We start from the raw sequence: 16944 nt of genomic DNA, 5'->3' as shown, positions 1-16944 counted from the left end.
CGGCAATCCCAATCGTCGAAAACAGCCGTTTTTTGGCGTTACTTGTCCCCTATGTCCATGACGACGCGCAAAGCGGGGCCCATCCCTGGTCGAGGCCGGCGGCATTCGCGGAAATGTCGGGGTTTTTGGCGGTTCTTGTCGGCTATGGGCAAGCCCGATCGGCGTTACGCTGTGTGCACATTGGCGTAATCCTCCACCAGCAAGGAATCAGGTAATGGCTGTATCAGGCTTGTCCGGCATCGAAAGCATGCTCCAGCAGATGCGCACGGTCGTGAGCAAGGCGGAAACCGGTAACTTGGCCGCGGGCGAAATGGTCGGCCAGCCCGATGGCTTCGCCGCGGAACTGCAGCGCTCCATCCGCCGCGTGACGTCCGCGCAGAACGCGGCTTCCGCCCAGGCCAAGGCCTTCGAGCTGGGCGCGCCCGATCTTTCGTTGAATGACGTCATGATCGACATGCAGAAGGCCAGCATCGGCTTCCAGACGGCGGTCCAGGTGCGCAACAAGCTGGTTGCGGCCTACAAGGAAATTTCCTCGATGGCCGTCTGAGGCCCGAGGCCGGCGCGGGGCCTTTCTTCCGGAAAGGCCCGCGTCATTTCAATTGCGTTGCGCGCCTTTCTCCAGGCGCCACACCACTTGCTGCAGCCAGTTTTCCTGGCGCGCATCCAGATTCAGAAAAAGCGCTCCCAAATGGCTGAGCGGCGGCTCGCCGGTCAGCGACACATGCTTGGGCGCCGGGGCGTCCGGGTCTTCGGGCTGAGTCATGGGCTGGCCCGAAATCGGATACACGTTCCGCACCTCGAGGTCGGCGCTGAGCTTGCCCTGGTCGCCGAAATCCAGCAGCACGCCTTCCATCACGGCGCCGCTTGCGGGCAGGACGGGAACCGCCAGGTTGGCGCGCAAGCCCACGCCGTCCACGGAAAGATCGCGCACGCTGAAGCTGATCGGCTTTTCAGCGGGCGCGGGTTGCCAGGTGGCAAAACAGCGGTTGGAGCTGGCGATCATCGAGGCGCGGAACATCTTGCGGCGCTGGATGCGGACCAGGCGGTCCGGGAACGGCGACATCAGCGCGGCGCTGCCGTCATCGAAGTGAGTCACTTCAGGGCGCTGCACGCGGAAGCGGATCTGCACGCCGCCGTAGGCGGTGGCGTTGAAGTGGAAGGCGGTGCCGCTCACCAGGCCCATGCTGTCGGACTCCTCGAAGTCCGCGCCGGCATAGTCGCGCGGGCGCCAGAAAAACTGACGCGTGTGCTTGTCCGCGCCCAGGATGATCACGGCCATCTCGCGGTCCGCGGCATCGCGCACGATGACGCGGCTGTCGGGGTGCGTCAGCTCAAAAAGGGCTGAGCGCATGTCTTCCGGCCGGGTCAGCAGGAATTCTGGGTCGCTGGGATCCAACACGTTGGTCGTCCTTATGTAATGAGATCGGGCTGCGCGGCGTCGGGGAGTTCGCGCGATTCCAGGCGATAGAGCCAGGCGAGCAATTCTGCCACTGCTACGTACAGTTGGGGCGGAATATGCGCGTCCAGGTCGACTTGCATGAGCAAACCGACCAGTTCGCGCGATTCATGCACGTACAGCCCGTTTTCCTCGGCGGCGCGGACGATGGTGTCGGCCAGCTGGCCGTAGCCCTTGGCGACGACGCGCGGCGCGCCGTCCTTTTCGTCATAGGAAATGGCGACCGCCGCGTTGCGGTTCGCGTTGGGGCCCTTGTCCTCGGATTTGGAGGTCATGCTCATCAGAGATCGGTCGGGATGTCGGGGCGCGGTTCCACCACGCTTACCGATAGATTGCTCAGGGTCAGGCCCGCGGCGAGCAGGCGCGAGCGCAGCATGTCCGAGGAGTCATTGATTTCGGTCGCGCTGTGCGGAGCGATGAGCTGCAGCACGATCTGGTCTCCGGCAAGGTTCAGCCGGGCGTCGACCAGGCCCAGGCGCGGGAGGTCCAGCTTCAATCGGGTCGCCCAGGTGGGAACCGCCGAATCGGGGTCTCCGCCATAGGGATCGCGTTCCACTTCCCACTCCATCTGCGTGCCGGGCCAGGCCTCGCCTTGCCAGGTCAGCGTCTGGTTGGCCAGCACCTCAAGCTGCTGGCGCACCAGCACGGTCAGGTCCTGGTGGATCCCGCTGATGGGCGCGCCGGGCGTGGACGGGCCGGATGAGCCGGAGGACGAAGGGGCGTCGGCGCTGGCGCCGGACCGGCCGGCGCTTGCTATCTCCGGGCGGCTTCGGGCGTGCGCGCCGCCTTGCGCCGCGGGGTCCCTGGTCAGGCTGGCCTGCGGTTCATTGCGCAACGTGGCGGGATTGGTGCGGCCGAAGACCATGTCGGTCAGGTGCGACTCGTAGAACAGGCCGCTGGTCTGCAGGGCGACGCGCAAGGCTTGTCCGAGCGCGCGGGCGGACGGGCCGCCCGCGGCGATCGCGGCATGGGTCGCGGCGTCGGGGCCCTTGGCGCCGAGCGTCTGGCCTGCGGGATGCGCGGCGGGTTTGGCGGCGGCCGCCTCGGCAGCGGCGCCGGCAGCCGTTGCCGGCAGGGCCGGGGGCAGGTTTGGGGCGGCGCCGGCGGACTGCGCGGGCGCCGGGGCGGGGGCAGGCTGGCCGGGCTGGCCGGGCTGGCCCGGCTGGCCTGCTTGAGCGGGTTGCCCCGCCTGGCCTGCGGCGGCCTGGCCGCCAGGCGCCTCCCCGCTCCAGAGCGGGGCGCGGCCCTGGACTGCCGGCGCGGCCTCGGGATACTGGGCCAGCAAGGCAAGAATGGTGCGGGCGGTCGTGCCGAGCGTGGTCGGGGCCGATGCCGTCGTGTCGCTGCTGGTGACCAGGCCGCGCGCGGCCAGCGCCAGCGCCGCGGCGGTTTTGGGGTCGACAACAGTATTCTGGCGGTCGCCTCGGGCGCCGCCAGTTTGTATGCCTTGCCGGGGATCGCGGGCAGAGCCGTCCGATGGGCCGGGCTTTTCGGGGCTCCCCGGCTGGCTGACTGCGTCGGGCCGCGCGCCCGAAACCTGGTTGGCGTTCGCGGCGGACATCGTCGTGCCAAGCACGGCGTCCAGCCGCTGCACCAGGACGTTGCCGAGTGCGGCGGGACCGATGCTCATTCGTCAGGCGCCTGGTTGCCGTAGGCGGACAGCAGGGTCTGCTGGCGCTTCATGCGTCCCAGCAATTCACCCAGCCGCGCCAGTTGCGGTAGCGCCAGATCCCGTGTCAGCGCGTCGTTTTCCAGGATGCGCACGAGCAGGTCGTACTTCATGGCGCGTCCGGCATCGTCCAGCGGGCTTGCGCGTTCGGTTTGGCGCAGGCGTTCCACTTGCTCGCAGTAAAGCTGGCCGAGGGCGAGCGCCGTATCCCAGTCGCCGGCCTGGGCGGCCGTCAACATCTCGCCCGTGGATGTGGCGATCTCCTGATACAGGTCCAGGATGGCGGAGTACTGGGTAAGGGACGTCATAGAAATCTCGGGCGTTCGATGGCTGGCTAAATTCGTCGTGTGGGCCATCAAAGCTGTGCACTGGCGGCAGGTCGATCGATGGATGTCTGCCAGGCCTCGGCCAGATCCGCCAGCAGGCGGTCGGCGATCTCGAGCTGTTCGACGTCCGCTTTCAGGTTCGCCATCAGCAGCGTGCGGACGATGTAGTCGTAGAGGCGGCCGAGATTGGCGGCGATGTCGCCGCCCGCCTCCATGTTAAGGCCCATTTTCAGGCCTTCGTCGACGATCTTGATCGCCTTGGTGATTGCCGCGCCCCGTTCGGCCACGCGTCCTTCCTGCAGGTGGATGCGGGCCTGCCCGATCGCCGCCCGCGCACCGTGGTAGAGCAGAGTGATCAGCCTTTCCGGGGTGGCGCTCATTACTTGCGTTTCCAGGCCGATATCGGCGTAGGACCGTGCAGAGTGTGAGCCAGTGGGACGGCGGGCGGCGTACGTCATTTAATACATCTTCTTGGAGTTAAGAGTTGGACTTGTTCATGGCCGCGAACTGCTGGGTCAGGTAGTTGGCCGTGACCTGCTGCTGCGAGACGAACTTGTCCAGCTGAACGAACTGGGCACGCATCAGTTCCATGGAGGCTTCGCTGGCTGCCTTGGCGCGGGTGTACTGGTCTTTCACGTTCGCGATCGACTTGGCCAGGCCGTCTTCCTTGATCTTGATCGAGCCGGTGTCGCCGAGAATGTTCTTGGTGGCCGTTTCGAACTGCTTGGCCAGGCCATCGGTGCCGGCCAGCAGGCGGGAGACGTCGGCGCCGTTCGAGGCCAGGGCCTTGTCCAGCTTGACCTGGTCCAGCGTCAGCTGGCGGGTGCTTGGGTTCGTCGTGATGCCCAGGTCGGCCAGCGACCGCAGGGTGCCTTCGCCCGTCACGAACTGCAGCGCGCTGGTGAGCGACGACTGGATGCTGCGGGTCGTGCCGTCGCCGGTCAGCGGCTGGTTGGTGGCGGCGTCGGCGTCAAACGCCGTCAGGTTCTTGATCGTCGTTTGCAGCGTGTTGTAGGCGGTCACGAAGCCCTGGATCGCCTTGCTCGCCACCGAAGGATCGCTTTCCAGCTTCAGGGTGATCGGCTTGCCGGCTTCGGTCTTGGCGGTCAGGTTCAGCGTCACGCCGTCGATGGCGGTCGAAATGTTGTTGCTGCCGCTCTTGATCGTGATGCCGTTGATGTCGATTTCGGCGTCGGTGGCGGCGGTGGCCGTCATCTTGGCGCTGGTGTCGGCGGCGTCGGTGTTGTAGTTCAGGACGTCCTTGAGCGACTGGTCGCCCGTCACCGTGATGGACTTGACCGAAGCCTGCACGCCGGTGTTCTTGGCTGTCAGCATCAGGTAGCTTTTGCCGTCGCCGTCGGTGATGACGGTGGCGCGCACGCCCAGGGTATCGTCGGCGTTGACCGCCTTGACGATGCCGTTGAGCGAAGTGTCGTTCTTCAGGTCGACGGTCTTCTTGGTGCCGTCGGCCAGCTCGATCTGGAATGAACCGGTGGCGCCATTGGACGCCTTGCGGTCGGCCACGCTGCCCGATTGCAGGGTCTGCGAGGAAGCAACGCTGGTCACGTTGATCGTGTACTGACCCGCCACGGCGCCTTCGGCGGCCACGGTCGCGGTCAGGGCGTCGCCGCCGGTCACGCTGCCTTTCACGGCGCCCATCGTTTCGGGCTTGCCCAGGAGGGCGGCAGCCTTCTGCACGGCTTCCACGGCGCTTTTCAGCTGGCCGTAGGCCGTGACGCGGGTTTCAAAGCTGGTCTGGCGGCTGGTGTACAGCTCCAGCTTCTTTTCCTCGGCTGCCTGCAGCTTCGTGAGGATGTCTTCCAGGGGCAAGCCCGAAGTCGAACCGAGGTTGGTGATGGTGGCCATGTGAAATTCCTTCCTAGCGATGCGATTCTGTCAAAAATATGGTGCCGGCGATTGGCCGGGTAAGGGCATAAGGCGGGCCTAATTCGGCGGTTCTCTCACCGGGGGGCGCCAAAACATGTGACGAACGGTGTTTTAAGTGCCGGATCAGGCTGTTGTCTTGATGCCATTGCCTTGCATGTTCACGATCATTTTGGCGATTTTGAGCACGGTTTCGCTGGGGATCGTGCGTATTACGTCGCCAGATTCCGCGTCGACCACCGACACCACCACTTGGTGGACATTCGGGTCGATTTCGAACTGAAGCTGGGTGGACCAGGCCTTCATCTGGTCGTTGATTTCGTCCAGCGCCTTTTCCAGCGGCAGCTTTTGCGCATTGGATTGTTCCGAGGTGGCGCTGTCGGAGGCTCCGCTGTTCGTGCTCGCGGCTGCCGGCGTGGCGGTTGCTGACGGGTCTGGCGCGACGGGGGCAAGCGCGACCGGCAACGGTGCGAACGACGCGGGGGCTAACGGGGTTACGGCCATGATCACTCCAACGGCGAGGTGGGCGTCTCGGAGGAACGCGCTGTTTTCAGGGAATTCTCAGTTACCATAACGACATGGCCGCAGGGAACTTTAGCCCGGTGGATCCAGATGTTTCACGTGCTAAATAGTTCGGACCGGGCAATGAGTGTCAAGACGGCGCTGCGAGTTATCGAAATCATCGAAACCTATGCCCGCGAAAAGCGCGCGTTGCCCCTGTCGGAACTGGCCCGTCTGCTCGACGTCCCCGTTTCCAGCTGCCTGGCGCTGATCCGCACGCTCACCGGCCTGGGCTATCTCTATGAAACCGGGCGGCGCCAGGGCTATTACCCCACCGGGCGCCTCCTGGCGATGGCGCAGCGCATCGCGCGCGCCGACCCTGTTCTGGACCGCGTTTATCCCAGCCTCACTGAATTAAGGGACGCCACCCGCGAAACCATCGTTTTCGCCAAGCTGGCGTCGGACGGCCGCGTTGTCTACCTGGATGTGCTGGATTCGCCGCATACGATCCGATACGCGCCCGTAGCCGGCGAGTTCAAGGACGTTCACGCAAATTCCTTGGGAAAGGCGCTCATCTCGCTGCTGGACGAGCCGGCGCGCGAGGCCATGCTGGCCGGCATGACCATGACCCGCTACAACGACCGCACCCTGGTCACGCGGGAGGCCTTGCTGGACGACCTTCAGTTGTCGCGCCAAAGGGGCTGGTTCATGAACAGCGGGGAATCGATCGCCGACGTGGGCGCCATCGCCTGGCCCGTCACGCTGTCGGGCGAGCACTACGCCATTTCGGTGGGCGGCCCGATCTACCGGATCGAACCTCAGCAGGAAGCCTATGCCCGGATCCTGCGGGCGGCATGCACGGGGCTGGAGCAGCAGGCCTGATCCAGGCCCGCTCGCCCGCCGGCCAGGCCAGGTTCAGTAGGACTTCGGCAGTCCGAGCACCTTTTCGGCGATAAAGCACATGATCAGTTGCGGGCTGACCGGCGCGATGCGCGGGATGAAGCTCTCGCGCAGCAGCCGTTCCACATGGTATTCCTTGGCGTAGCCCATGCCGCCCAGCGTCATCACCGCCGTCTGGCAGGCGTTGTAGCCGGCTTCGGCCGCCAGGTATTTCGCCGAATTGGCGTAGGGGCCGCAGGGCTTGCCCGCGTCGTACAGGCTGGCCGCCTTGAAGACCATCAGGTCCGCCGCTTCCAGCTGCATCCAGGCCTGCGCCAGCGGATGCTGGATGCCCTGGTTCTGGCCTATCGGACGGCCGAACACGGTGCGCTCGCCGGCATACTTCACGGCCCGGTCCAGCGCCGCGCGGCCGATGCCCACCGCTTCCGCGGCGATGAGGATGCGTTCGGGGTTCAGGCCGTGCAGGATGTACTCGAAGCCCCGGCCTTCCTCGCCGATGCGGTCGGCCACCGGAATGCGCAGGCCGTCGATGAACAGCATGTTCGAATCCACGGCCTTGCGGCCCATTTTCTCGATCTCGCGCACTTCGATCTTTTCGCGGTCGAGGTCCGTATAGAAGAGCGACAGGCCCTGGGTGGGCTTTTCCACCTCGGCCAGCGGGGTGGTGCGCGCCAGCAGCAGCATTTTGTTGGCTACCTGCGCCGTCGAAATCCAGATCTTGCGGCCATGCACGACGTACTCGTCGCCCTGGCGCACGGCGCGGGTGCTGAGCTTGGTGGTGTCCAGGCCGGCGTCCGGCTCGGTGACGGCGAAGCACGCCTTCTCGCGCCCGGCGATCAGCGGTTCAAGCCAGCGGCTGCGCTGTTCGTCGCTGCCGAACACCACGACGGGATTCAGGCCGAAGATATTCATATGGACGGCGGAGGCGCCGGTGAAGCCGGCGCCCGAGGCGGCGATGGTCTGCATCATCAATGCGGCCTCGGTCATGCCCAGGCCGGCGCCGCCGTACTCCTGCGGCATGGCGATGCCCAGCCAGCCGTCGCGGGCCAGGTCGGCGTGCAGCGGTTCGGGGAAGCCGCCTTCGCGGTCGCGCTCCAGCCAGTATTCGTCGGGGTACCGGTCGCAGATGCGGGAGACGGCGTCGCGCAAGGCCAATTGCTCGGGGGTGAATTCAAAGTCCATCAGTCGTTTCCATCTTGGGTAATGCCACGGGCGACCATGGCGTCGATCCGGGCCGCGTCGTAGCCGGCCTCGGCCAGCACTTCGCGGCTGTGCTGGCCCAGCTTCGGGGCAGGCAGGCGTATGGATGTCGGGGTGCCCTCGTACCGGCCCAGCGGGGCCGTGGTGCGGATCCGGCCTTCCGAGGGGTGTTCCATTTCCTGGATGAAACCGGTGGCGGCCAGGTGTTCGTCCTGGAGCAGGCCGTCGATCGTATAGAGCTGCGAGGCGGGGATGTCCGCCCGCGCCAGATCGTCCAGCCACTCCTGGCTTGAGCGCGTGCCGATCACGTCGGCGACGAAGGCGTAGACCTCGCTGATGTTCGCGGCCCGCGCCCCATGCGTGCAAAAGCGCGTGTCTTGCGACAGTTCGGGCCGGCCGATCAGGCCGAAGAAATTGCGCCAGTGCTTGTCGTTGTAGATCAGCAGGCAGATATACCCGTCGGCCGTCGCATAGGGGCGGCGATGCGGCGCCAGCAGGCGCGCATAGCCGGTGGGGCCCAGCGGCGGTTCGAAGGTCGCGCCTCCCAGGTGATCGCCCAGCACCAGGTGGGCCATCCCTTCGAACATGGGGATCTCGACCTGCTGGCCGCGGCCGGTCGCCCGGGCGCTCAGCACCGCCGACACCAGCGCAATGCCCACGTGCAGTCCGACCGCGCGGTCGGCCAGGGTCAGCGGGGCGTAGCGCGGCACGTCGCCGCTTTGCTGGGCCGACAGCGCGGCGATTCCGGTCTGGCCCTGGATCAGGTCGTCGTAGGCGGGGCGTCCGGCATAAGGCCCGGCCTCGCCAAAGCCGTAAGCCCCCACGTATGCGATGCGCGGGTTGCGCGCCGCCACCGTCTCGTAGGACAGGCCCAGCCGCGCCATCGCCTGGGGACGGATGTTGTAGAGCAGGGCGTCGCAGCTTTCCGCCAGCTTGAGGCAGGCGGCCAGTCCCTCGGGCGTCTTCAGGTCCAGCACGATGGACCGCTTGTTGCGGTTCAGGTGCAGGTAGAGATGCCCCATGCCGGGGTTGCGCATGGGGCCGACGGCCCGCATGTTGTCGCCCGCCGGCGACTCCACCTTGATCACGTCCGCGCCCAGGTCGGCCAGGACCTGAGTAGCGTAAGGCCCCATGACGACCGAGCTCAGGTCCAGGATGCGCACGCCGCTCAAGGGGCCGGCGGAGCGCGTGTCGGGGGAGGGCTGCTCCATCATTGCTGTTCGATCCCCGCGTCGCGGATCAGCTTGCCCCACAGGTCGCGCTGCTCGCTGACGAACTGGGCAAACTCCTGGGGCGTGCCGGAAAATGCGTCGAAGCCCAGGCCGGCCAGGCGTTTCTTGACCTCGGGCTTGGCCACCACCTGGTTGATGGCGGCATTCAGCTTGGCAACGACCTCTGGCGGCAGGCCGGCCGGACCGAAGTAGCCGTTCCAGGAATTCAGGTCGAAGTCCTTCACGCCCGACTCGGCCATGGATGGCAGGTCCGGCACGATGGCGCTGCGCTCGGCGGTGGACACGGCCAGGGCGCGCAACTGGCCCGACTGCACGAAGGGCAGGCCGGAGGCCAGGTCGGTGAACATGAAATCCACCTGGCCGCCCACCACGTCGGTCAGGCTCTGGGGCGTGCCCTTGTAGGGGACGTGCAGGATGTCGATCTTGGCCCGGTTGGCCAGCGTGGCGCCGGCGACGATGCCCGTGCTGTTGCCGCTGGCGTAGGTAATGCGGCCCGGGTTCTTCTTTGCATCGGCCACCAGTTCGCCGACGTTCTTCCACGGGCGCTTGGGGTTCACGACCAGGATGAAGGGCAGGTTGCCGCCGCGGGCGACGGGAGTGAAGTCCTTGACCGGATCGTACGGCACATTCTTCATCAGCCAGGGGGCGGCCGAGTGCGAGGTATTGGTCGTGACGAACAGGGTGTAGCCGTCAGGCTTGGCGCGAGCCACGTAGCTGGCCGCGATGGTCGCGTTGGCGCCGGGCTTGTTTTCCACCACGACCTGCTGGCCCAGGATGGCCGACAGCTCGGATCCGAAGATCCGTCCCACGGCGTCCGTGCCGGAACCGGCGGGGAAGGGCACGATCAGCGTGATCGGCTTGGAAGGGTAGTCGGCGGCATGGGCGGCGGGCGCGGCCATCATGGCGGCGCCGCTGACGAGCGCGGCGCCTAGCAGGCGAAAAGGTTGCATGGGTTTGTCTCCAGTCTTTATGGGGTGAGGCGCGGCTTCTGCGGCCGCTGCCTGTCATTGCGCCGCATCAAGCGGCAGGGGTGGGCGCCGGAAAATCGCGGATCACGCGATCGGGGGATTCTTCATATGGGGGCGTATAAATCACCAGCAGGCGGGCGGGCTCTTCGCTCGTCACGGTGAAAACGTGGGGAATGTCGGGCGGGAAGTAACAGCAGTCGCCCGGGCCCATGTCGGCCCATTCGTCCTGCACCTGGGCGCGGGCGGTGCCCGAGATCAGGTAGCAGACCTGTTCGATGCCGGGGTGCGCGTGCGGCAGCGCGCCCTTGCCCTTGTCGATCACGCCCAGCAGTACTTCCACGCCGCGGGCGCCCACGGTTTCCGGACTGATCAGGCGGCGGTTGAGCGTGCCGGTGTGGTTGGCGGGGTGGTAACCGGGCACGTCGGCTTCCCGGACCAGCCACCGTGGCGTGTTTTGCTGCGTCATGTCTCATCCTTTTGTTTTTCATACATGAATTTATTTTCACGTATGAGAAAAACATCGGCAAGTGCTTTTTCGGCCCGCATACTGTGTCGCGCCCTAGGGGATTAGGGAAAACACCGTGCGCGGACTGCTAAAATCCAAGGCTGATCTCATTTCGCGACCCCGCCATGTCTTCTGTCCGCACGCCTGACGCTTCCGCTTCCCTGTCCGACTGGTTGCAGTACCTGGAATCCATCCACGCCACCGCGATCGACATGGGCCTGGACCGGGTGCGCGAGGTGGCCGGGCGCATGGGGCTGGAGCTATCCGGCGTGAAGTTTGTCGTCGGGGGCACCAACGGCAAAGGATCCACCTGTGCCATGCTGGAATCCATCCTGCTGGCCGCGGGCTACAAGGTCGGGCTGTACACGTCGCCCCACCTGATCGATTTCAACGAGCGCGCCCGCGTCAACGGCCAGATCGCCACGGACGAAGCGCTGATCGCCCAGTTCCAGGCGGTCGAGGCGGCGCGGGGCGCGGTCTCGCTGACCTACTTCGAATTCACCACACTGGCCATTTTGCGCCTGTTCTCGCAATCCAGGCTCGACGCCGTCGTCCTGGAAGTGGGACTGGGCGGCCGCCTGGACGCCGTGAACATCATCGACGCGGACTGCTCCATTGTTACCAGCGTCGACCTGGACCACACCGACTGGCTGGGCGACACGCGCGAAAAGATCGGCTTCGAGAAGGCCCATATCTACCGCAGCGGCCGGCCCGCCATCTGCAGCGATCCCGTGCCGCCGCAATCGCTGCTGGATTATGTCGAGACGATCGGCGCCGACCTGTGGCTCTTCGGGCGCGATTACAACTATTCGGGCGATCGCCAGCAATGGGCCTATGGCGGGCGCGAGCAGCGCCGCAGCTCGATGGCCTACCCGGCCTTGCGCGGCGCGAACCAGCTGCTGAACGCCTCGGCCGCGCTGGCGGCGCTCGAATCGGTGCGCGATCGCCTGCCGGTGCAGCAGCAGGCGGTGCGCCTGGGGCTGCTGCAAGCCTCGCTGCCGGGCCGCTTCCAGATCTTGCCCGGGCAGCCGGCGGTGATCCTGGACGTGGCGCACAACCCGCACGCCGCGGCGGTGCTGGCGCAGAATCTGGACAACATGGGCTTCCATCCCTACACCCACGTGGTGTTCGGCATGCTGAACGACAAGGATCTGGCCGGCGTGGTGGCCAAGATGGGAACCCGCGCTGACTACTGGTACTGCGCGGGCCTGCCCGGGCCGCGCGGCACCTCTGGCCAGGCCTTGGCCGACCAGGTCGCCGCTGCGTTGCCGCCGTCGCCGGCGGGGGGCGAAAGCCCGAGCATCGAGGCGTATGCCGATCCCGCCCTGGCCTTTGCCGCCGCGCGCGAACGGGCAGGGGAGAATGATAGAATCGTGGTGTTCGGATCGTTTCTCACCGTAGCCTCGGTTTTGCAGGCTCTGGGTCGCAAGGCATAGGCAAACCGGGCCAATCGCGTGGTGGCGGCCCGCCGCCGTATTGCCGCAAGGCGCCGCAAGGAATTCTCTTCCATGGGTTTTTTCAAACGCAAAGATCCTGCCGACCAGGCGCAGTCGTCCAAACGGGCTGCAGTGCCTAGCGAGGTCCAGGCTGCGGAGCTGCGCGGCCGCGCGCGGCGCAGGCTGGCAGGCGCCGTCGCGCTCGTGCTGGCCGCCGTCATCATTCTGCCCATGGTGCTGGACTCGCAGCCGGCGCCTGTCGCCGACAACATCCCCATCAAGGTGCCGGAACGCAATACGCCGTTCCAGCCGCAAGTCGCCGAACCGCAACTCGCGGCGCCGGCCACGCCAGCCCCAGGCGCCGCCCCGGCGGACCCCGCCGCCGTTCCGACGCCGCCCGCCGTGACCTCCACGCCGCCGCCGGTGGCGGTGGCGCCGGTCACGCCGCCCGCCGCGCAACCGGCGACGCCGCCCGCGGCGCCGCCCAAGCCCGAGGCGAAACCCAAGCCCGAGGCCAAGCCGGCCACGCCGCCCAAGCCGGACTCGCGCTCCGACGACGGCGCGCGCGCCCTGGCGCTGCTGGAAGGCCGCTCCGCGCCGGCCGCCGCGCCGGCGCCCAAGCCGGCAGCCTCCAAGGGTAATTTCGTCTTGCAGATTGCGGCCTACACTACGTCTGAAGACGCCCAGTCGCGCCGCGGCAAGCTGCATCAGGCCGGCGTCACGAATGCATTTGTCGAACAAGCCTCCATCGGGGGCAAGCAGCAGTACCGTCTGCGGGTGGGGCCGTTCCCCTCGCGCGAGGCGGCACAGGCGGCCCAGGCGCGTTTGCGCACCCTGGGCTATGACAATGGTTTCATTGCCGCCCAATAGTGACCGGTTTCGACTTCGTCGTGCTGGCCATCCTGGCGGTATCGGGTGTGCTGGGCCTGGTGCGCGGCCTGCTCAAAGAGGTGCTGTCGCTGGTCGCCTATCTGCTGGCCTTCGTGGCCGCGATATGGTGGGGCCCCACGGTCTATACGTGGCTGGAGCCCTATATTGAAACGACGCTGCTGCGCATGGGAGTCTCATACGCCGTGGTGTTCATCATCGTGTTGCTCGGCGTGGGGTTGGTCAATATGACACTTGCCGCCTTGATCCGCAGCACCGGACTGAGCCCCGCCGACCACGGCCTGGGCGGGATGTTCGGGCTGGCCCGTGGCCTGCTGATCGTGCTGGCGCTGGTCGCCGCCGCAGGCTATACGCCGCTGCCGGAAGAGCCGTGGTGGAAGGACGCCATGTTTTCGCATTCGGCCATCGAGGCCATCAAACATATCAAGACGTGGCTGCCGCCGTCCCTGGCGACGTGGCTGCCGTATTGATTAGCTTCAAATCAACCAGGAAATCTCACCATGTGTGGAATCGTAGGGGTCATCGGGCGCGGGCCGGTCAACCAGCTGCTCTATGACAGCTTGCTGCTGTTGCAGCATCGCGGGCAGGACGCCGCGGGCATCGCGACGTCGCAAGGCAACCAATTCAATATGTACAAGGCTCACGGCCTAGTGCGCGACGTCTTCCGTACGCGCAACATGCGCGCGTTGCCGGGTACGTCCGGCGTCGGCCAGGTCCGCTATCCGACCGCGGGCTCCAGCGCCAGCGAAGAAGAGGCCCAGCCGTTCTACGTCAATGCGCCGTTCGGCATCATGTTGTCCCACAACGGCAACCTGACCAACTGGCGTGAACTGCGCGAATCGCTGTACCGGGTCGATCGCCGCCACATCAACACGAATTCCGACTCGGAAGTGCTGCTGAACGTGCTGGCGCACGAGCTGCAGTCGTCGGCCAATGGCGTGTCGCTCGACGACGACGCCATGTTCCGCGCCGTGTCCGCCCTGCACAAGCGCGTGCGCGGCGCCTACGCCGTCGTGGCCCAGATCTCCGGCTACGGCCTGCTCGCTTTCCGCGACCCCAACGGCATCCGTCCGCTGTGCATCGGCCGCCAGGAAACCGAAGAGGGCGTGGAATGGATGGTGGCCTCGGAATCCGTGGCGCTGGAAGGCAGCGGCTTTGCCTTCGTGCGCGACGTCGAGCCGGGCGAGGCGGTGTTCATCGACCTGGACGGCCGCTTCGTCAGCCGCCAGTGCGCCGACAACCCGCAACTGGTGCCGTGCATTTTCGAATACGTGTACTTCGCCCGTCCCGATTCGATGATCGACGGCGTGTCCGTGTACGACGCCCGCCTGCGCATGGGTGAATACCTGGCCGACAAGGTGGCGCGCAACATGCGCCTGGGCGACATCGACGTCGTCATGCCGATCCCGGATTCCTCGCGTCCCGCCGCGATGCAGTTGGCCGCTCGCCTGAACCTGGACTACCGCGAAGGGCTCATCAAGAACCGCTACGTGGGCCGCACGTTCATCATGCCGGGCCAGGCCGTGCGCCGCAAATCCGTGCGCCAGAAGCTCAACGCCATCGGCATGGAGTTCAAGGGCAAGAACGTGCTGCTGGTCGACGACTCCATCGTGCGCGGCACCACCAGCCGCGAGATCGTGGACATGGCCCGCGCCGCCGGCGCGAACAAGGTGTACTTCGCCTCGGCCGCGCCTCCGGTCCGCTTCCCGAACGTGTACGGCATCGACATGCCGACGCAGAGCGAACTGATCGCCACCGGCCGCACCGACGAGGAAATCGCCCGCGCGATCGGCGCCGACAGCCTGGTCTACCAGGACCTGCACGACATGCAGCAGTCGGTCCGGGACCTCAATCCCAAGCTGTCGCGCTTCGAAGCCTCGTGCTTCGACGGCGAATACATCACCGGCGACATCACCCCCGAGTACCTGGCCCGCCTGGGCCAGTCCCGCTCGGAGCCGGGCCAGGACGAGGGCGCCAGCGGTTTGCGCTTCAACATGGGCTACGCCGCCAGCGACGCCTGATCGTCCGCGGCAGTTCGCCCGCAAGAAAAATGCCGTCCCTCGGGACGGCATTTTTTTCGCCGGGCCAGCCGTCGCGGGACGGCGGCGTTGGGGGCATTCATGCAGCCCCTACGATGCCTGGGGATCCCACAACGCTTCCCGTGTCGCCTCCAGGTGCGTCAGGTACAGGCGCAAGTCGAATTCGTACTGGTGATAGTGCGGCTCCATGCGCAGGCACATGTTGTAGAAGGCCTTGTTGTGGTCCTTTTCCTTCAGGTGGGCCAGCTCATGCACCGTGATCATCTTCAGGAATTCCGCGGGCACCGTCTTGAACAGCGTCGCCACGCGGATTTCGTGCTTGGCCTTCAGCTTGCCGCCCTGCACGCGCGAAATGTACGTATGCTGGCCCAGCGCGTGCTGGATCACGTGGATCTTGCTGTCGAAGGCAACCTTGTTGATGAGGTCGCCGTTGCGCATGTAGGTGTTCTTCAGCTCGGTCACGTACTGGTACAGCGCCTTGTCCGTGCGCACGCCGTGCGCCCCTGCCGGGTACTTGGACAAGAGCGCCGCGCCAAGCTTGCCGTGGTCCAGCAGCTTTTGAGCCTGCGCCAGCAGGGGTTCGGGGTAGCCGGTCAGGTATTTCAGGGCTTGCACAATCAACGCGCGTTCGGTGGCGCAGGTTCAGGCGCGGCCGCGCCGGAAAACGACGGGCAGCGCCATGAAGAACAGGATCACGAAGAGCGCCAGGCTCCATAGGGCGTATTCGATGCCCAGCACGGGCACCTTGGCGTCCATGCAGGTGGCGAAGATGCCGAACAGCGACGGGACGGCGCTTTCCAGACCGATTCCGGTCATGAAGCGGTCGGCGAAGGTCTGGTCGCACGACAGCATGTTGGCCGCCACGCTGTACTGGTACCAGGCCGCCACGACGCCGGACAGGGACAGCACCGCGACCAGCGCGCCGCAGATCCGCGTCAGCGCCCGTCCGCCGCCCATGCCGCCGATCAGGGCGACCACGCCGATCACCAGATAAATCAGGCGCTGCATGACGCACCAGGCGCAGGGCGGCATGCCGAAGACGTGCTGGGATACGAGGGCCACGCCCACGGCGCCGAAGCAGAAGAGGGCGATCAGGCGAAGCAGGCGTTCTGAACGGGAAGTCATTGTCACTGTGGAATGGGTTGAAAAGAGGCGGGCGTGTCGCCCGGCCAGGCTTAGGCCTTCGGAATCGGAATTGGTTGCATCACTTGCGTCAGCACCCCCAGCAGCAGGTCGCGCGCGCCTTCCCAGAAGATCTGCACGCCCAGGCACAGCATGATGAAGGCCGACAGCCGCATGAACACGGCGGTGCCGTTGTCGCCCAGGCGATGCAGCATCTGGGCGGCAAAGCGCAGGCAGACGTAAAGCGTCAGCGACACCACGATGATGCCGGGGATCGAGCCGCCCAGCCGCACCAGGCTCAGCACATGATTCTGGTCGCGCAGCGACACGCCCACCGTGATGGCGGCGGCGATGGAGCCGGGACCACAGCTGATGGGGAAGGTCAGCGGATAGAAGGCCCGGGCCTTCGCCATTTCGGGAGTGAACGACTCGGCCATGCGCGCGACGCGCTCGGTGTCGGCGTCCGGCGAGTTCACCAGGCGCCAGGCGCTGGCGATCACCAGCATGCCGCCGCCCACCCGCACGATGGACAGCGAGATGCCGAAGAAGCTCAACAGCACGTTGCCGGCCACCATGGCCACGATCAGCATCAGGCACACGTTGACCGCCACCCGCTTTGCCAGCACCACCCGGGTCGAGGACGACGCCCCTTCCGTCAGCGACAGGAAGATCGGCGCGATCGCGGGCGGGTTCAGGAAGGGGAGCAAGGTGGCCAATGCGAAGAAGAAGCTGCCACCGAAGACGCGCAGGTAATCGTTGATCTGCATGGGTGCGGGCAAATGCCTGGCCGAAAACCGGGATTGTATGCGGTCCGGGCG

At 66.1% G+C, this 16944-nt stretch carries 20 protein-coding genes; 6 read left to right on the top strand and 14 right to left on the bottom strand.

The window, feature by feature from the left end:
- Positions 1-214: 214 nt before the first annotated feature.
- Entirely contained in the window at positions 215-547 is a 333-nt protein-coding gene (fliE, locus tag ACFWP0_RS25115; protein ID WP_377846748.1) for a flagellar hook-basal body complex protein FliE, read from the top strand.
- 48 nt (positions 548-595) lie between these two features.
- Here fliE and ACFWP0_RS25110 read toward each other — a convergent pair whose 3' ends face one another.
- From ACFWP0_RS25110 to ACFWP0_RS25080, 7 genes are all read right to left on the bottom strand, one after another.
- The gene (locus ACFWP0_RS25110) at positions 596-1396 is read right to left on the bottom strand and encodes a flagellar brake protein (protein WP_377846789.1); all 801 of its coding nucleotides are present in this window, start codon (positions 1394-1396) and stop codon (positions 596-598) included.
- Between the two features lie 14 nt (positions 1397-1410).
- On the bottom strand, positions 1411-1737 hold the full coding sequence (locus ACFWP0_RS25105) for an EscU/YscU/HrcU family type III secretion system export apparatus switch protein (RefSeq protein WP_377846747.1): 327 nt from the start codon (positions 1735-1737) through the stop codon (positions 1411-1413).
- On the bottom strand, positions 1737-3086 hold the full coding sequence (locus ACFWP0_RS25100) for a flagellar hook-length control protein FliK (RefSeq protein WP_377846745.1): 1350 nt from the start codon (positions 3084-3086) through the stop codon (positions 1737-1739). The genes ACFWP0_RS25105 and ACFWP0_RS25100 overlap by 1 nt, the downstream gene beginning before the upstream one ends.
- A complete protein-coding gene (locus ACFWP0_RS25095) occupies positions 3083-3433 on the bottom strand; it encodes a flagellar protein FliT (RefSeq protein ID WP_377846743.1) in 351 nt (116 codons plus the stop codon). Before ACFWP0_RS25095 ends, ACFWP0_RS25100 begins: the two co-directional genes overlap by 4 nt.
- Before the next feature lie 47 nt (positions 3434-3480).
- Positions 3481-3909: a flagellar export chaperone FliS gene (fliS, locus tag ACFWP0_RS25090; protein ID WP_377846741.1), complete on the bottom strand. Its 429-nt coding sequence runs from the start codon at positions 3907-3909 to the stop codon at positions 3481-3483.
- Positions 3910-3928: 19 nt separating this feature from the next.
- A complete protein-coding gene (gene fliD / locus ACFWP0_RS25085; protein WP_377846739.1) occupies positions 3929-5317 on the bottom strand; it encodes a flagellar filament capping protein FliD in 1389 nt (462 codons plus the stop codon).
- A gap of 144 nt (positions 5318-5461) precedes the next feature.
- Complete coding sequence (locus ACFWP0_RS25080; RefSeq protein WP_377846737.1) at positions 5462-5839, bottom strand: flagellar protein FlaG; 378 nt, start codon at positions 5837-5839, stop codon at positions 5462-5464.
- Between the two features lie 141 nt (positions 5840-5980).
- Here ACFWP0_RS25080 and ACFWP0_RS25075 point away from each other — a divergent pair, with 141 nt between their 5' ends.
- On the top strand, positions 5981-6718 hold the full coding sequence (locus ACFWP0_RS25075) for an IclR family transcriptional regulator (protein ID WP_377846735.1): 738 nt from the start codon (positions 5981-5983) through the stop codon (positions 6716-6718).
- A gap of 33 nt (positions 6719-6751) precedes the next feature.
- On the opposite strand, the gene ACFWP0_RS25070 is transcribed toward ACFWP0_RS25075, so the two are convergent.
- The 4 genes from ACFWP0_RS25070 to ACFWP0_RS25055 all read right to left on the bottom strand — a co-directional run bounded on the left by ACFWP0_RS25070 (position 6752) and on the right by ACFWP0_RS25055 (position 10602).
- Positions 6752-7918 carry an acyl-CoA dehydrogenase family protein gene (locus ACFWP0_RS25070; protein WP_377846733.1) on the bottom strand — a complete coding sequence of 389 codons (1167 nt, stop codon included), beginning with the start codon at positions 7916-7918 and terminating at the stop codon, positions 6752-6754.
- The gene (locus tag ACFWP0_RS25065; protein ID WP_377846787.1) at positions 7918-9147 is read right to left on the bottom strand and encodes a CaiB/BaiF CoA transferase family protein; all 1230 of its coding nucleotides are present in this window, start codon (positions 9145-9147) and stop codon (positions 7918-7920) included. Before ACFWP0_RS25065 ends, ACFWP0_RS25070 begins: the two co-directional genes overlap by 1 nt.
- Complete coding sequence (locus ACFWP0_RS25060) at positions 9147-10118, bottom strand: Bug family tripartite tricarboxylate transporter substrate binding protein (protein WP_377846731.1); 972 nt, start codon at positions 10116-10118, stop codon at positions 9147-9149. The genes ACFWP0_RS25065 and ACFWP0_RS25060 overlap by 1 nt, the downstream gene beginning before the upstream one ends.
- Before the next feature lie 67 nt (positions 10119-10185).
- On the bottom strand, positions 10186-10602 hold the full coding sequence (locus ACFWP0_RS25055) for a cupin domain-containing protein (protein ID WP_377846730.1): 417 nt from the start codon (positions 10600-10602) through the stop codon (positions 10186-10188).
- Positions 10603-10766: 164 nt separating this feature from the next.
- On the opposite strand from ACFWP0_RS25055, the gene folC reads away from it, so the two are divergent.
- The 4 genes from folC to purF all read left to right on the top strand — a co-directional run bounded on the left by folC (position 10767) and on the right by purF (position 14986).
- Positions 10767-12077: a bifunctional tetrahydrofolate synthase/dihydrofolate synthase gene (folC, locus tag ACFWP0_RS25050; RefSeq protein WP_377846728.1), complete on the top strand. Its 1311-nt coding sequence runs from the start codon at positions 10767-10769 to the stop codon at positions 12075-12077.
- A 72-nt stretch (positions 12078-12149) separates the two neighbouring features.
- Positions 12150-12947, top strand: a complete 798-nt coding sequence (locus ACFWP0_RS25045; protein WP_377846726.1) for an SPOR domain-containing protein — start codon at positions 12150-12152, stop codon at positions 12945-12947.
- A complete protein-coding gene (locus ACFWP0_RS25040) occupies positions 12947-13435 on the top strand; it encodes a CvpA family protein (RefSeq protein ID WP_057284443.1) in 489 nt (162 codons plus the stop codon). Before ACFWP0_RS25045 ends, ACFWP0_RS25040 begins: the two co-directional genes overlap by 1 nt.
- A gap of 30 nt (positions 13436-13465) precedes the next feature.
- Positions 13466-14986, top strand: a complete 1521-nt coding sequence (gene purF / locus ACFWP0_RS25035) for an amidophosphoribosyltransferase (protein WP_377846724.1) — start codon at positions 13466-13468, stop codon at positions 14984-14986.
- A 108-nt stretch (positions 14987-15094) separates the two neighbouring features.
- On the opposite strand, the gene ACFWP0_RS25030 is transcribed toward purF, so the two are convergent.
- The 3 genes from ACFWP0_RS25030 to ACFWP0_RS25020 are packed head-to-tail and all read right to left on the bottom strand — an operon-like array spanning position 15095 to position 16893.
- A complete protein-coding gene (locus ACFWP0_RS25030) occupies positions 15095-15619 on the bottom strand; it encodes a YgjP-like metallopeptidase domain-containing protein (protein ID WP_377846722.1) in 525 nt (174 codons plus the stop codon).
- Between the two features lie 27 nt (positions 15620-15646).
- The gene (locus tag ACFWP0_RS25025; protein WP_377846720.1) at positions 15647-16129 is read right to left on the bottom strand and encodes a disulfide bond formation protein B; all 483 of its coding nucleotides are present in this window, start codon (positions 16127-16129) and stop codon (positions 15647-15649) included.
- Between the two features lie 50 nt (positions 16130-16179).
- Positions 16180-16893, bottom strand: a complete 714-nt coding sequence (locus ACFWP0_RS25020) for a MarC family protein (protein WP_377846719.1) — start codon at positions 16891-16893, stop codon at positions 16180-16182.
- Positions 16894-16944: the final 51 nt, after the last annotated feature.

Source organism: Achromobacter sp. NPDC058515 (assembly GCF_042721735.1).
Classification (GTDB): domain Bacteria; phylum Pseudomonadota; class Gammaproteobacteria; order Burkholderiales; family Burkholderiaceae_B; genus Achromobacter.
The sequence above is the reverse complement of the archived record's forward strand: the minus strand, read 5'-3'. Positions and strand labels throughout refer to the sequence as shown.